Origin of the sequence: Helicobacter pylori, from assembly GCF_001653455.1 — a bacterium.
In the GTDB taxonomy this organism is placed as follows: domain Bacteria; phylum Campylobacterota; class Campylobacteria; order Campylobacterales; family Helicobacteraceae; genus Helicobacter; species Helicobacter pylori_A.
Map to the genome: position 1 here is coordinate 1,329,498 of NZ_CP011486.1, position 14,299 is coordinate 1,343,796.

Sequence of the window (14,299 nt, forward strand, 5' to 3'; positions counted from 1 at the left end):
AACGCCCCTAAAACCCCTTTTAAAACAACGAGTCTTTTTGAATCGGCGTTTCTTGGCTGATGGCTTTTTTTGTGGCCTGAATTTTAGCGCTACAGTATTCAACCACGCCTTGAATGGTTTGCTTCATTAAAGCGTTGATGAGAGTGTGCATGAAATGAAAATCTACATCCTCAAGGGTTTGAGTGTTAGCGGTGGGTTTTAGGGGGAGAGAAATTAACTCGTTTTTAACTTTATTCCAACTCGCCTTATTGGTCCATTCGTATTTACTATTATTATAAATAACTTTTGAAATAGCACATACAAAAAATAAATATTCTTTATCGTTAAGCTTTTTATCGCCAATAAATTCAATAGCGTAAGCGTCTTGTAATACGCAAAATTCATGGGGTTGGTAAAATGTAGCACCGGTGTTAGCCCCATTAGCAGAAATTGAAATAACATTTTTTAAAATCGTAGCATTTTCTTTTGGCACAAAATTATTTAACCCTTGATTTAAAATTCCTGCGGTTAGGGCTGGTAATTCGTGCGTTGGAGTTTTTTCCTTTGGTAATTGTGCAGTTTGATAAGGTAATGGCTTTATAATAATTTTTTCAAACAAATCCCCTAGTTTGAAGTTTTGCCATTTTAAGCCGCATGGGGTATTACCCCCCCCCCCCCCCCAGAATTGTTGTCATTGAAAAGGTTAAGGGCGTTTTCTTCTTCGCTAGAAAGGGTGGTGTTTTCTAGCCCTGCAGCCTTTAAGTAAGCCTCAAGTTCGGCGAGCCGACACTGCTCAAGTTCGGCTATGAATTTTTCCATGAAATCAAAATCTATATCCTCAAAGGTTTGAGTGTTAGCGGTGGGTTTTAGGGGTAGAATGACTTTATCGTTTTTAATTTTTGCCCATGAACACATGTTTTCATAGCCGAATTTTTTAGGGTAACCAAAAAATAGCGTGGATAAAAACAAGCCGATTTTATGGTTAATCTCAAATTTAGGTTTGAGAGAAAATACCCTAGCGTGTGTTACCATTTTATAAGGAAAACTGCGATAAAATGCACAACCAAACATGTCTATAGTAATGGTATGGCTTTCAAAAACTTTTGCTTTTATATCGCTTTGCCCTAAAACGCCATTATTGCTAAGCCCTGCAGTAATGACAAATTCGCCCCTATGATTAATGTGGCGTTTTTGGATGTCAAAATCGCCATTACTCGCTTCAAACAAATCCCCTAATCTAAACTCGCCCCACTTAATAGCGTTGAGTTGGCTACTAAGGGGGTCAATCACTTTGGGGGCGTTTGGTTTTTTAAAATCAAGCCCACTTCATAAGAAAGGTAATCGGCTATCGTTCTTTTAAAATCCTCTAATTCGGGTTTGGTCTCGGTGGGTTTGTTTTGGTTCCAATCGCTCCCGTTTTTGGGGTCTATAGTGCTTTCATAATAGTCATCCTCGCTTAAAAATTTCAAACACGATTTGCCAATATGGACTAAATCCACGACTTCGTTGTAGCGCTCTTTGGCGTTGTGCATGTCTTTTAAATTGTGGCTGGCTTTGGCTTTTTTGCGATTTGCTCTAGCGTAGCCGTCGTTACTAAAATTGATGAATTTCACCCTTTGCTTAGCGTCATGCTTTTCATTGACCCTAAAAACATAAATATGGGTTTGAACGCTGCTCTTGCCGATGAATAAATCTAGGGGCATTTTAATGCTCGCTAAAAGCGTGTGTTTTTCCAAAATCCTTACATTGTATTCTTTGGCTTGACCACTGCCTGTACTTGATTGGATGATCACGCTTGCATAACCGCTTTGCATTTTTGCTAAAGCCTGCTCCACAAACACCATACCATTACCACTAGCAGAATAAGGCGGGTTTAAAACAAAAGCGTTGGCTTTAAATTCTTCGTTATTGACTTTGACATCAAAATCGCTCAAGCTGTTTTGGTTTAAAATTTGACTGCTCCCATCGCCCATTAAAATCATGTTTAACACCGCTAAAATATGGATTTCCGGTAAGCTTTCTATCCCTAAAAGTTGCTTGGCTTTAATGTGGGCGATTTTTTGTTCTAATTCCTCTGGGCTAGTGATACACTTTTTAGCGTCTTCTATCATTAAATTCATGCTTGCGACTAATAGCCCGGCGCTTCCGGTAGCAAAATCCCACACGAAACTATCCTTATTGACTTTAGAAAGTCTAGCTAAAAGCGTGGCGACATAAGGGGGTGTGAGTACCACATCGTTTAATTTGTCTTGTGAGAAAGGTAGCCAGCGATACATTTCATTGAACAATTTACCGGTAAAATCCGTACTAAGACCGATTTTATAATAAAAGCCCAAACTATCCACGATTTCACTAAAACAGTGCTTCAAACGGCTTTCGCCATTGACGGCTTTGTTGTTGTTTTCGTTTCTTAATAAAGGCTCTAATAAAGAAATAATGTTTTGCCTTTTTTCTTCAGACAACTGCTTATGCACTAAAAAGGATTTGATTTTTGTGAGCATGATGTCGCCATCTCTTTGATGGATCTCATCGCTAGATTTTAAATCTTCTTTGTTTAGGGGGGTTACACAATTAGGGATGCCTAAATTAGCGATAATGCTCGCAACAACTAAGCACATGCGATCTTTTTCGCCGAAATAAATCTTTTCTTTTTCATAAATATTGTTGTGGATACGAGTCAAGCAGTCTTCTATTTCTTGGTTTTTTTGTTCTTTGATGCGCTCTAAATCTTCATCGCTTAAAGAGAGGGTGTCTAATCGTTTAACGAAGTCATTAAAATGTTTAGGGCTTAAAAAGGAGAGATCGCTATAACCTTGCTCGCCTTTTGAAACATCTACCCCCATGCCTAAATTGCTTTTATTCACATAATAGACAGCGATTTGAGAGCGTATACCGCCCTTATCATCTTTATAGCCTGTGATGCCTATGGCGATGCATTCAGTGTAGCTCGTGTGGTGTAAAATCGCATTAGCGTAATGTAGGGCCCCATTTAGGGCATATTCTCTAATGTTTTTATAATGAGGCTCATGGTTTTTAGAGTTTTCTACCAGTTTGTTTTTGTCTAATTTAATGAGCTTGTCTTTTAGCCCTTTGTATTCTATTAAAATAGGTAGCTTTCTGCTAGGATCTTGTGTCTTTAATAAGAGTTTCACATCAGGGCGGTTACCCCCTAAACCCCCATTTTTAGAAGCGTAATTTTTTAAAGCTTCATCAATTTCACTATTCAAGCTTCCTTGCTCTAATTTATAGTCTAGTTGATAACTTTTTAATTCGTTATTGAATTTCTCAACGATTAAGGGTTCAATGGATGGGGTTTTGGTCTTACTCATAAATTTCCTTTTTTTTTAAAGCGTTAATTATAACTCATTCATCCGCATCACAAAGCGCGATCGCAAAATGCGCTTTAATGTTTAAGGATTTAAGATATTTTAAGGCTTCTTTTAGGGTGGTGCCGGTGGTGATAATATCATCTAGCAAGAAATAATCTAAATTTTTATCGCCCTTGAAAGTGAAATTTCGTGGGTTATTGATGCGAAAATCCAAACTTTTCCCGGCATACGAAACAGCGTTAGTCGCCCTTAAATTCCCATAAGTGGGCTTTAAATGGCCTTGACAAAAGCCTTTTAAAAGCGCGGCTGAATGCGAGTAAAAGGATTTGATTTTATCATCAATAGCGATGCCATAAAGGGGGATATTCAAGCCTTGTTCTTGCAAGATTTTCACAAACTCTGCACCCGCTTTTTGAGAAAGCAAGGGCAAAATGCGAGAGCCAATCAATGCGTATTTGCTTTTAATGAGTTCTTCTATTTCGCTATAAGCGTAAAAACTATACACGCTCACGCCCTCTAAAACCCTTACTTTTAAGCTTAAGGGCAAATCGTTCAAACAGCGCTGACAAAGAGGCTTGAAAGAAAGCCTTAAACAAGTTAAACAACGCATTCAATAAAGGCGGTGATTTTCTCGTGCAAATTTTTGGCGTTTTCTTTAGCGTTTAGTTCCAAAACCTCGCACCCGAATTTTTCTTTTAAAATATAAGCATGCGTTTTGAGTTTTTTTTGGATTTGGAGTAATTTTTCTGCACCTTGGTTTTCTATTTTGTCCAAACTTTTAAGGCTTAAGCGCTCTTTTAAGCCCTCTTTGTCTATGAGTAAAAGAATGATTTTTTCAGGTAAGATGTTTTGAGTGGCAAGCAGGTTTAATTCCAAACTTGAAAATTGGCTATAAGCCATGCCAGAAATCAAACTCCTATCGCTAATGATGAGTCTCTTTTCCTTTAAAGCCGGTTTGATCACGCTTTCTGCATGCTCAGCCCTATCGCTTAAGAATAAAAACGCTCTAGCTAACTCGCTCATGTTTTCATTTAAAGCGATACGCCTTAAAGTTTCGCCTATTGTTGTCCCCCCTGGCTCTTTGGTAAAAAGGGCGTTTTGAAACGCGCCTTTTAACAATTCTATTTGAGTGCTTTTGCCCGCGCCATCAACGCCTTCTAACACCACATACATTTCAAGCCTTTGAGATAAAAGGATAGATTTCTTTAGGCACTAAATGGCTCGCATCGCCCTTATGCACAATAATGGATCGCACAATAGAAGAGCTGATGAATGCATTTTGTAAAGTGGGCATGAAATACAAGGTCTCTAATTCGTGGTTTAAGGATTTGTTCGCATAGCCCATTTGCAACTCGTATTCAAAATCGCTCACCACCCTTAAACCCCTAACCAACACTTTACAATGATGCTCTTTAGCCAAGTTGGCTAATAGCCCTTCAAAGGCGATGCATTCTACATTTTTAAAACTTTTAGTGGCGAGCTGTATCATTTCTAAACGCTCTTTTAAACTGAACATAGGGTTTTTAGCGCTTGAGCGCGCCACAGCGACAATGAGTTTTTCAAACAATTCGCTAGAGCGGTGGATAATGTCTATATGCCCGTTAGTGACCGGATCAAAAGTGCCGGGGTAAATGCCAATTTTTTGCATCAGTTCATTCCCCAGCGTGGGTATAAGTCATTGTCTATCCCTAGGCTGTCAAACCACTTCCCCACTAAAAAATCTTGCATCGCTTCTAAAGTCTTGCTTTGGGTGTAATAAGTCATCATGGGCGGTGCAATGATTGCATTAGAGCGCGCGAGTTTGAGCAAGTTTTCTAACATAATATCGCTTAAAGGCATTTCTCTAGGGGCAATGAGTAGGGGGCGCTTTTCTTTAAGCATCACAGACGCGCACCTAGAAATCAAATCCCCCCCAAAGCCATGCGCGATCTTAGCCACCATGTCCATGCTCGCTGGAATGATCGCCATTTTATGGATACCATAGCTCCCTGAGGCGATGCTTGCATGAATGTCTTGCTCGTTAAAAAAAGTAGCGCCAGGCCGTAAGTCTTTCATGGCGTTTTTAAGGTTGATATTGGTTTCTTCTAAAGCCACGATGTGCGCGTTTTTAGACGCCACGACAAACGCTTCAATTTCTTTTGGTAATTTTTCCAAAAACCGCAAGGCTAGAGGGATCCCGCTCGCCCCGCTGATGCCTAAAACTAATTTCATGATGATCCTTTATAAGATTTGCACTTTAGAGCTGCTCAACACTTTGGCTTTTAAAATTTTATTGCTTTCTACATTTTTGGCTTGAATGATTTGATTGAGCGAGCCATTTTCTAGGGCTTTTAGGCTTATTTCTATGCTGATTTGCCCCTCTTCATACACCCCGGTGATGATGTCGTTTTTACGCACGATGATCAAATCTTGGGTTTTGTCCGCATTTAAAAGCGTGTCAGGGGGGATAAAATTTTTCGCGCTCACTTTATCAATCGCGCCCTCTAACAAGGGGTTAGAAAGCGCGCCAAAAGCAACGCGCTCTTTTTTAGTGTTGTGAGCGGTGATGTTTTCATCTTTTTTAATCGCGCTAATGCTTTTAAAAGCTTGCATGCTGCCTATCACGCTATAACGCACCGGTAGGCGTAAATTAGGCTCATTTTCCAATTTTAAAAACACGACTCCATCTTTTTTAAGCTTGTTAGTGGGGTTTAATTCATAGCTGATGATTAAAGAATGAGAAAAACGCTCCGGGATTTCTAAATTAATTGTTTCAATTTCTAGTTTTAAATCTTTGTATTCTTTAAGATAAATCGCTTTAATTTCTGTTTTAAGCGTATTAATATCCATGGCCAATAGCGCATTTAAAACCATGAAAAAAAGAATGAAAATTTTCAAAACCCGCTATCCACTTTTTCTACAAATTTTTCTGAAATTTTATCATAGACATTCCCTCCGCAATTGATTTTAAAACACCAACCGCTCAAGCCTTTTTCTACGCTTAAAACCCTCCCGGTGCCAAAAATCTTATGCTTGATCAAATCCCCCACTTTAATGGGCGTGTTTTTTGGGTGATCTTGTTTGGGGGGTTTATTTTGTTGGAGCAACTTGGCTTCTTCTAAAAATACAGAGGGCAAACAGGCGATTTTCCTCCCAAAATACGAACGCTCTTTGACATAAGAAAGTTGCAATCCTTCTTTAGCCCTAGTGATCGCCACGTAAGCCAAGCGCCTTTCTTCTTCTAGATCGCTTTCTTGATTAAACCCCCTATGCGGGAAAAACCCTTCTTCTAAACCAATCACAAACACATGCTTAAATTCCAAGCCCTTACTCATATGCACGCTCATGCAACTCACTTTTTGCGCGTTTTCTGTATTATGGACATTCAGCACGCTTTCATTCAAAAAATCCAGTAAGGAATGCGTGGGGTTAGTTTTAAAATGCTCTTTCATTAAACTTAAAAGCTCTTTGACAAAGCCCTCCCTTTCTTCGTAATTGTCTTCTTTTTCATAGCTTTTTAACAGGTTAGTCTCTTCTAAAAAACGCTCGCAAAACTTCTCTACTGAAATTCCAAAAGCCTCCCTCAATCGCTCTATCATGGCCATGAATTTCTTTAAAGCGTATTCGTTTTTAGGGTTTAGTTTGTCTTTAAATACCCCAAGTTTTAGCGCTTCTTCTAGATTCAAATCCTCCTCATCTAAAAGAGAAAAAATCAATTCTTGAGTGATCTTGCCAAGGCCTCTTGGGGGCTTGTTTAAAACGCGCCTAATAAAAAAGCGATCGTCTTTTTTAGCCACTGCATGCATGAACGCCAAAGCGTCTTTAACCTCCGCTCTTTCATAGAAACTCACCGCCCCAATAAGCCTATAAGGGATATTCAAAGCGTTTAAGCTCTCTTCAATGCTACGGCTAAGCCCGTTTAAGCGATACAAAATAGCGATATTTTCTAAATTTTCGCCCTTCTTTAAAAGGGCTTTGATTTGATAAGCCACATCTAAGCTCTCTTCTTTTTGCGTCAAATACTCTTTGCAAACGACGCTTTTATGCGGGCCTTTAAAACTTTGGAGCGTTTTTTTGTGGCGGTGTTGGTTATGGCTGATAAGGGAATTAGCGCACGCTAAAATTTCAGCGCTAGAGCGGTAGTTGGTTTCTAATTTCACCACTTTAGCCCCCTTGAAATGCTTGGAAAAATTTAAAATGTTAGAAATATCCGCCCCCCTAAAACCATAAATGCTCTGATCGTCATCGCCCACCACGCACAAATTATGGTGCGTGAAACTCAATCTCTTTAAAAACTCTAGTTGCAAGGCGTTGGTGTCTTGATACTCATCTACCATAATGTAATGGTAGCGCTCGCTGATCTCTTTGGCGAGTTTTTCATTGTCTTGCAAAATCTTAAGGCTTAAAAAAAGCAAATCGTCAAAATCCACTAAATTGTCTTTTTTGAGAGCGTTTTGATAGAGATCATACGCTTTATAGCATTCGCTATCTTGCGTGTTTAAATCCATCATGCCGTTTTTGATTTGAGAAATATTGGCTCTAAAACCTGAAATTTTGAGCTGTTTGCACAGCGTTTTCACCTCATCGCTATCTAGTACCGAAAAATCGCACGCCCTTTTTAAAAGGCTCATGTGTTGTCTTAAAAACAACAAACCAAAACGATGGAAAGTGCAAAGCAAAGGGGGGATAAACGCTTGATTGTTCAATAATTTCAAAGCCTTTTCTTGCATTTCCTTGCTCGCTTTATTGGTGAAAGTGAGCGTCAAAGTGTTCTCGCTAGGCACACCACAAACCCCAATCAAATACGCTAAACGGCTCGTTAAAGTCTTAGTCTTACCGCTCCCAGCTCCCGCTAAAATCAACAATGGCCCTTGAATGTGGCATGCAGCGATTTTTTGCACTTCGTTCAAATGGTCTAAAACACTTTTTGCAAAATCCATTATTCTAAAAACTCGCTCTTTTGTTCTTGGTTCAAACGCTCTTTTAAAAGGTTGGTATCAATTTCAAAATCAAAATAAGGCGAAAAAAAATCAGAGGTTTTAATGGCTAGAAAATGGTTTAACGCTGATTTCAGATCCCCTTTTCTTTGATACAACAACCCTAAAGCGTAACGGATATTTTCATTATTGGGCTCATCTAACTTCCCAAGCTCTAGCCATAAAGCCGCGCTATCGTAATTCTTTTGCGCGATATAAGTTAAACTAGCCAAGATTTTTAAACGTGCTTCATTATCCTTAAGCCCATCAATGAGATTTTGATACAACGCGCTCGCTTTTTCATACTTGCCTTGAAACAAACTCACTAGTGCTAAATTGTCCAGCCAATCGTTAGGGGCTTCGCCCTCTTCTAAACTGGCGATTTTTTGCTCCAGTAATTTTTCTTGATGATCTAAATCATTGACCATAAACCCCATGTAAGCGTAGAAATTACGCCCCAAAATAGGCCCTAACATGGTTTGATCCCAGCTGATTTTATGCGAATCTAAAAGGGTGTAAATACTCAAGGTGTGCCGAATGCTCGCATCGTAATACGAGACGATTTCATAAAAAATATTAGAGATGAGATCTTTAGGGAGCATTTTTTTTAAATTCCCAAAAGATTGGACCATCAATTTTTTATCCTTGCTCTCTTTAGCAAAAACCGCTTCTAGAGCGTAATAAAAAGGGAGTTTTTTAGGGGCGTTTTTAAGCCAGTCCATATCCCAATTCGTGCGGTAATTCAAATAAGCGATGAGTGAAGATAGTAAAGCTTTTTGCGTGGGGCTAGAAAAATCCTGGCTATAAAAACTCTCAGTGATTTCTCTTAAAAACTCCGTGGTGTCTTCGTGGGTGAAATGCGAGGCCAAAATGGCAAAAATCGCGCTCAAATAATCCGCAGAATTCAAATGAAAAGCCCTTAAAAAATGGAAATAGGCCTTATGATAATCCTCTAATTGCGCATAAATCAAGCCCGCATTATAATGAAGCAGCGCGTTATTGGGGCTATTTTTTAAAGATAAATTGAAAAAAGAAAGGGCTTTTTTTAAGCGTTTCTTTTCTAATTCTTTCAACCCTTTGAGCGCGTTTTTATCCGCTATCGCCATCAAACGCCCCCTTTTAAAAGCAAGGCTAGCCCCTTCTAAATCCTTTTGCGTGTCAGAATCCAAAAGAAACAGCCCCTCTTCAATCACGCCTAAGGTTTCTTTAGAGTCCAAAACCTTAAAAGGGGCGTAATAAAATAACAAACGATAGATAAAATCCCTTTTGCCTTCAAAATATTGCGTGTTCCAAAAACGCTCTTTGGCTTTTTCTTTGTCTAAAAAAATAGGGTTGATGGTAGGCTTGATGGGGTAAAAAGAGTTGGCTAATTCGCTATCTTCTTTGGTGTGGCTGGCTAGTTTTAAGGCTTCGCTCGCTTTAAGAATATCGCCCATTTTCAAACCCACTAACTCCAAAGCCATTAAAGCGTTTAAATCTTTAGGGTAGTTGTGCAAATAATGCTGCAAATGCTCCAAAGCCTGCTTGTAATTGCCCAAACGAGCCTGCAAAAGCCCTAAAGAAAGCTCATCTTGAATGTCTGCGCTTTTTTGCAATTGTTTATAAGCGTTAGCTTCATCCTTAAACATCAAAAACAATTTAGACGCTAAGCGCGCGTTAGGCTTTAAAAAAGCGTTGGAATTAGGGTGCATTAAGGGCGAGAGTGCTTCAAAATACTCTTCAGCGTAATAGGATTTGAGTGCGTAAGCGTAGGAATAAAAGGACTTTTTGTAATCTTTATACAAAGTGTCTCTGGCAATCTTTAAATAATGATAATACAAATCCGCATCTTGCAAATAATACGCGCTCACTAACGCATCAATCGCGCTCACGCTCGCGTTTTCTTTAGAAGCGATACTGGAATCAAACAAATCCAACGCCCCGTTAAAATCCTTTTCTTTAAACTTGATCACCCCTAGATTGTGGCTTGCAATCCCTTGCGAAAAAGAAGCGATTTTATCAAACAAATGCAAGGCTTCATCTTTTTGCCCTTGCTCATACAAAATACTCGCTTTTTGTATCATCGCATCCACTTGATTTTCATCGCTTCTTTTAAGGGAGTCTTTACCGATTAAATCAGGCAAATCCAAATTCTCTATTTGCCCCTCGGCTTCTGCATTGTTAGCGTTATTGGTGTTATTGGGCGTTTCATTAACGGCGTTAGGGGTAGTGGCTTGCAAGGAAGTGGGTTGGGTTTCTTTTTTATGCCCTAGCAACAAGCTCAAAATTACAATGAGCGCAAGGAGTAACACTAAAACCCCAAGCGCGATATAAAGCCTTTTTTTATGGTGCAAAAGTTGTTTGAAAAACCCTTTAGAGCCTTTGATTTTGTTAAGGGTTTGTTCTAAAGCCTGCTTCAAAGAGGGGATTTTAGAATGAATGCCCTTTAGGGGGGTTTCTTTTTCAGTCTTGTTTTCACTCCCTTTTTGCTCTGATTCTTCTAATTTTTGAGGGTTTTGCTCTTCATTCAGCACAAACTAGCCTTAAAGGTATTTTTCTAACGCCTTAGGAATATGAATGCTCCCATCCGCTTGCTGGTGGTTTTCCATTAAAGCGACCATCGTCCTGCCTACCGCTAAAGAAGAGCCATTCAGGGTGTGTGCTAATTGGTTTTTTTGATTTTCCTTGAAGCGGATTTTGGCGCGCCTGGCTTGAAAATCCCTCGTGTTAGACACGGAGCTGATTTCTCTGTAACAATTTTGCCCGGGCAACCACACTTCAATATCTATCGTATTACTCGCGCTAAAGCCCAAATCCCCACTGCATAATTGCACGAACCGGTGAGGCAATTCCAACGCCTTTAAAATCGCGCTCGCGCTCTCTAGCATATATTCTTGCATGGCATCGCTTTCTTTAGGGTGCGTGATAGCCACTAATTCCACCTTATCAAATTGGTGCTGTCTTATCATTCCTCTTGTGTCCTTGCCCGCACTCCCTGCTTCGCTCCTGAAACAAGGCGTGTGCGCGGTCATTTTAATGGGGAGTTTTTCAACGCTAATGATCGTGTCGTTGTATAGATTGGTGAGCGTTACTTCAGAAGTGGGGATCAAATACAAGTTTTCATTTTCTATTTTAAAAACGTCTTCTTTGAATTTGGGTAATTGCCCGGTCCCAAAAAGCATTTTTTCATTCACTAAAGCCGGCGTGTAGACGATTTCAAAGCCGTTTTTTTCATTAAAATCCAGCATTAAATGAATGAGCGCGCGATAAACTTTAGCCCCAAAACCCTTAATGACTGAAAAACGGCTTTTAGCGAGTTTCACGCCACTTTCAAAATCAATCCAGCCATTTTTTTGAGCGAGTTCAAAATGCTCTTTAGGCGTGAAAGTGAAAACTCTTGGGGTTAAGATTTTTTTAATTTCTACATTATCTTCTTCGCTTGCACCTAAAGGGGTTTTTTCATCCACTAGATTAGGGATTATGGAAAGCTTTAAATCCATTTCTTGCTCCAACTCGCTCACGCTTTTGGAAAGCTCATTCAGTTTGATTTTATTGTTTTCTAGCTCTTTTTTGAGATCGCTTGCACCCACTTTTTGAGCCATTTTGATACCAAATTCTTTAGAGACCTTGTTTTGGAAGGCTTGCAAGCTTTCTAATTCAATGAGTTGTTTTTTATAATGCGTGATGATCTCGCGCAAACGCTCCAACCCATCATCCATCGCGCTGTTACGCTTTTTTAAAGAATGAGCCACCTTATCAAAATCTTGCAATAAAAGTTTTTTATCAATCATTCAACCCTCTCGTTCTAAAATGCCACAATTTAACCCATTCATCTATATCGTTTTTATCAATTTGGACGCTCAAAGCCCCCATTTTACCCTCCAAAGAATTTTCAATAACGCCATTAGGCAAGGCCGCAAAACTATCCCCATAGAATTTCCACAAAAATTCGTTTTTTTGATCTTCTTCTACAATGATTTGGCGATACGCTCCGATCCTATTGGCCCTTACCACCACACAAGAAGCGCAAAAAGCGCGCATCTGGCACAAAAGCCGCCACCTTTCATTGGATTCAAACGACGCCACGCTGCTCAAAAGCACCACATCCACGCCCTGATTTTTAGCCTGAACCCATATTTCATCAAAATGCACTTCAAAGCCAAACAAAGGGGCGAATTTCAAGCCGTCTCTTTCAAAGACTAGCAATTCTTTAAAACCGCTTTTTTCATTGTCAAAAAAGCTCTCTTCATCCCAGTGAGGATAGGGGATCAGGCGTTGTTGCGTGTAATATTGAATGTTTTCTTTAGAAATGAGGGCGATTTTTTTATAGATTTTAGAATTTTCTTCTAAAAGCACCGGGGCTGAAATGATTAAGTCTAACTCTTGGCATTTTTGAGAAAGGAAGTCAATCGCTCGTTTGGATTGATCGCTGATTGCATTCACATCCAATTCCATGTTATGGTGGAAAAAGGGGTTGATCACATATTCAGGCAACACGACCACGCTTTGCTTGGGTATGGAGTTAAATAAGGATTGCATGAGGGTTTCTTTAAAAGACTCTAGCTGTAAGGCAAACACTTGCATGCTTTAAGCCTTTTTATCTGGCGTTTGGAGTTTTTCATACTCTAAATAAGCGTTTTCTAAAAGTTTTTGCGCCAAAAACAATTCTTGCATGGCCGTTTTATACAAATCCATCCCGTCTTTTAAAGACAAACTAGGATCATTCAAGCGCTCTATGGCTTGCTCTAAAGAATGAACATGCTCTTCAAAACTTTTTTTAGGAGCGTTTTTAGCACTTTTAGTATTTTTTGGGGGGGCTTTTTCAGCTTCAAATAAATCGTCTTGCATGGGGGCATTCCTTTAGCTTTTTTTCACAAGCATGGTCGTTGAAATTTGAGCGATAGAATCTTCGGTCCTTAAAATCTCAAACCCTGCGTTTTTTAATTCGCTTTTCAAACCCTCTAAACTCAAAAACCCTTCAATGGATTGCGGCAAATAAGAATAAGCACCATAATTTTTACTGATAGCCCCTCCCACTAAAGGCAAAACCTTATTCGTGTAAAACCCTGAAATTTTATCCAACCATGTGGGGTTGTCTTTTTTTAAAAATTCCAAAATCACTAAAACGCCCCTAGGCTTTAACACCCTAAAAAACTCTTTTAAAGCCTCTTGTCTTTCCACGATATTACGCAAGCCATACGCAATGGAGAGGATATCCACGCTGTTACTCCCAACGCCTTTCAAATCTTTGGCTTGAGCCTGGATAAAAGAAATTTTGTTTTCAAGCTCTTCGCATTTTTTGATAGCTAATTCTAGCATGTTGTTTGATGGGTCAATCCCCAAACATTCCTTAAACTCTATATTGCAATAAAGGGCGCTTTTTTGCCAAGCTATAAGCATATCCCCTGTACCGCATGCCACATCCACAAGCCTTAAAGCTTTTTTATTTTCTAAAAACAAAAACGCATGCTCGCAAGCCCTTTGGCGCCATTTAACATCTAAGCCAAAACTCATCAAGCGATTCGCCTGATCGTAAGAGCTGGCTATATCATCAAACATGTTGATGATTTTTTCTTGCTTGAGGTGCTTTTCTTTTTTCATAACTGGTCTTTAAAAAGGCTTGACAACCACTAAAATCACAATGAGTATCATTAAAATCGTGGGGATTTCATTAAACACACGATAAAACCTTGCGTTTCTTCTTGTAGGGTCTTTTTCCAACTCGCGCATGCATTTTTTGCAATAAAAATGATAGGCTAAAAGCAAGATCACTAAGGATAATTTCGCATGCAACCACCCCCCACTTTTAAACATCTCAGGGGCGATTAATAGCATTAAAATCCCTGTAATGAGCGTAAAACCCATTGCCGGTGAAGCGATAAACGAATAGAGCTTTTTTTCTTGGATTCTCACCACTTCCACAAATTCTTTTTTATAGGCGTTTTCTACATGATAGACAAAAAGGCGCGGCAAATAAAACAACGCTGCCATCCACGAAATAACCGCTATCACATGAAAAGCCTTGATCCACATAAAATACCCGCTCAAAAATTCCAC

General features: G+C 39.4%; 15 protein-coding genes. All 15 read right to left on the minus strand.

Going from position 1 to position 14,299, the window contains the following annotated elements:
- Positions 1 to 19: 19 nt before the first annotated feature.
- From AA977_RS06405 to hemJ, 15 genes are read right to left on the minus strand one after another with little or no spacing between them, the layout of a single operon-like run.
- Positions 20 to 598, minus strand: coding sequence for a restriction endonuclease subunit S (locus AA977_RS06405; protein WP_064434999.1), 579 nt, complete (start codon positions 596 to 598; stop codon positions 20 to 22).
- A gap of 26 nt (positions 599 to 624) precedes the next feature.
- Complete coding sequence (locus tag AA977_RS06410; protein WP_064435000.1) at positions 625 to 1,269, minus strand: restriction endonuclease subunit S; 645 nt, start codon at positions 1,267 to 1,269, stop codon at positions 625 to 627.
- Entirely contained in the window at positions 1,266 to 3,308 is a 2,043-nt protein-coding gene (locus tag AA977_RS06415) for an N-6 DNA methylase (RefSeq protein ID WP_064435001.1), read from the minus strand. Before AA977_RS06415 ends, AA977_RS06410 begins: the two co-directional genes overlap by 4 nt.
- 34 nt (positions 3,309 to 3,342) lie before the next feature.
- Positions 3,343 to 3,918 carry a ComF family protein gene (locus tag AA977_RS06420; protein WP_064435002.1) on the minus strand — a complete coding sequence of 192 codons (576 nt, stop codon included), beginning with the start codon at positions 3,916 to 3,918 and terminating at the stop codon, positions 3,343 to 3,345.
- A complete protein-coding gene (tmk, locus tag AA977_RS06425) occupies positions 3,906 to 4,481 on the minus strand; it encodes a dTMP kinase (protein ID WP_064435003.1) in 576 nt (191 codons plus the stop codon). The genes AA977_RS06420 and tmk overlap by 13 nt, the downstream gene beginning before the upstream one ends.
- Before the next feature lies 1 nt (position 4,482).
- Positions 4,483 to 4,956, minus strand: coding sequence for a pantetheine-phosphate adenylyltransferase (coaD, locus tag AA977_RS06430; RefSeq protein WP_064435004.1), 474 nt, complete (start codon positions 4,954 to 4,956; stop codon positions 4,483 to 4,485).
- On the minus strand, positions 4,956 to 5,519 hold the full coding sequence (locus AA977_RS06435) for a UbiX family flavin prenyltransferase (protein ID WP_033618345.1): 564 nt from the start codon (positions 5,517 to 5,519) through the stop codon (positions 4,956 to 4,958). Before AA977_RS06435 ends, coaD begins: the two co-directional genes overlap by 1 nt.
- 9 nt (positions 5,520 to 5,528) lie before the next feature.
- The gene (gene flgA / locus AA977_RS06440; RefSeq protein ID WP_064435005.1) at positions 5,529 to 6,185 is read right to left on the minus strand and encodes a flagellar basal body P-ring formation chaperone FlgA; all 657 of its coding nucleotides are present in this window, start codon (positions 6,183 to 6,185) and stop codon (positions 5,529 to 5,531) included.
- On the minus strand, positions 6,182 to 8,227 hold the full coding sequence (uvrD, locus tag AA977_RS06445) for a DNA helicase UvrD (protein ID WP_064435006.1): 2,046 nt from the start codon (positions 8,225 to 8,227) through the stop codon (positions 6,182 to 6,184). Before uvrD ends, flgA begins: the two co-directional genes overlap by 4 nt.
- On the minus strand, positions 8,227 to 10,776 hold the full coding sequence (locus tag AA977_RS06450) for a tetratricopeptide repeat protein (protein ID WP_064435007.1): 2,550 nt from the start codon (positions 10,774 to 10,776) through the stop codon (positions 8,227 to 8,229). Before AA977_RS06450 ends, uvrD begins: the two co-directional genes overlap by 1 nt.
- Positions 10,777 to 10,785: 9 nt before the next feature.
- Positions 10,786 to 12,033, minus strand: a complete 1,248-nt coding sequence (serS, locus tag AA977_RS06455) for a serine--tRNA ligase (RefSeq protein ID WP_064435008.1) — start codon at positions 12,031 to 12,033, stop codon at positions 10,786 to 10,788.
- On the minus strand, positions 12,026 to 12,826 hold the full coding sequence (locus AA977_RS06460) for a carbon-nitrogen hydrolase family protein (RefSeq protein ID WP_064435009.1): 801 nt from the start codon (positions 12,824 to 12,826) through the stop codon (positions 12,026 to 12,028). The genes serS and AA977_RS06460 overlap by 8 nt, the downstream gene beginning before the upstream one ends.
- A 3-nt stretch (positions 12,827 to 12,829) precedes the next feature.
- Entirely contained in the window at positions 12,830 to 13,090 is a 261-nt protein-coding gene (locus tag AA977_RS06465; protein WP_064435010.1) for an exodeoxyribonuclease VII small subunit, read from the minus strand.
- A 12-nt stretch (positions 13,091 to 13,102) separates the two neighbouring features.
- Positions 13,103 to 13,843, minus strand: a complete 741-nt coding sequence (ubiE, locus tag AA977_RS06470) for a bifunctional demethylmenaquinone methyltransferase/2-methoxy-6-polyprenyl-1,4-benzoquinol methylase UbiE (RefSeq protein ID WP_064435011.1) — start codon at positions 13,841 to 13,843, stop codon at positions 13,103 to 13,105.
- Positions 13,844 to 13,852: 9 nt separating this feature from the next.
- A complete protein-coding gene (gene hemJ, locus AA977_RS06475; RefSeq protein ID WP_064435012.1) occupies positions 13,853 to 14,299 on the minus strand; it encodes a protoporphyrinogen oxidase HemJ in 447 nt (148 codons plus the stop codon).

What these genes read in the sequence shown, in the direction of transcription:
- coaD (WP_064435004.1), bottom strand. Translation starts at nt 4,956, where the DNA reads ATGCAAAAAATTGGCATTTACCCCGGCACTTTTGATCCGGTCACTAAC.
- AA977_RS06460 (WP_064435009.1), bottom strand. Translation starts at nt 12,826, where the DNA reads ATGCAAGTGTTTGCCTTACAGCTAGAGTCTTTTAAAGAAACCCTCATG.
- AA977_RS06435 (WP_033618345.1), bottom strand. Translation starts at nt 5,519, where the DNA reads ATGAAATTAGTTTTAGGCATCAGCGGGGCGAGCGGGATCCCTCTAGCC.
- ubiE (WP_064435011.1), bottom strand. Translation starts at nt 13,843, where the DNA reads ATGAAAAAAGAAAAGCACCTCAAGCAAGAAAAAATCATCAACATGTTT.
- AA977_RS06465 (WP_064435010.1), bottom strand. Translation starts at nt 13,090, where the DNA reads ATGCAAGACGATTTATTTGAAGCTGAAAAAGCCCCCCCAAAAAATACT.
- tmk (WP_064435003.1), bottom strand. Translation starts at nt 4,481, where the DNA reads ATGTATGTGGTGTTAGAAGGCGTTGATGGCGCGGGCAAAAGCACTCAA.
- AA977_RS06415 (WP_064435001.1), bottom strand. Translation starts at nt 3,308, where the DNA reads ATGAGTAAGACCAAAACCCCATCCATTGAACCCTTAATCGTTGAGAAA.
- uvrD (WP_064435006.1), bottom strand. Translation starts at nt 8,227, where the DNA reads ATGGATTTTGCAAAAAGTGTTTTAGACCATTTGAACGAAGTGCAAAAA.
- AA977_RS06420 (WP_064435002.1), bottom strand. Translation starts at nt 3,918, where the DNA reads ATGCGTTGTTTAACTTGTTTAAGGCTTTCTTTCAAGCCTCTTTGTCAG.
- serS (WP_064435008.1), bottom strand. Translation starts at nt 12,033, where the DNA reads ATGATTGATAAAAAACTTTTATTGCAAGATTTTGATAAGGTGGCTCAT.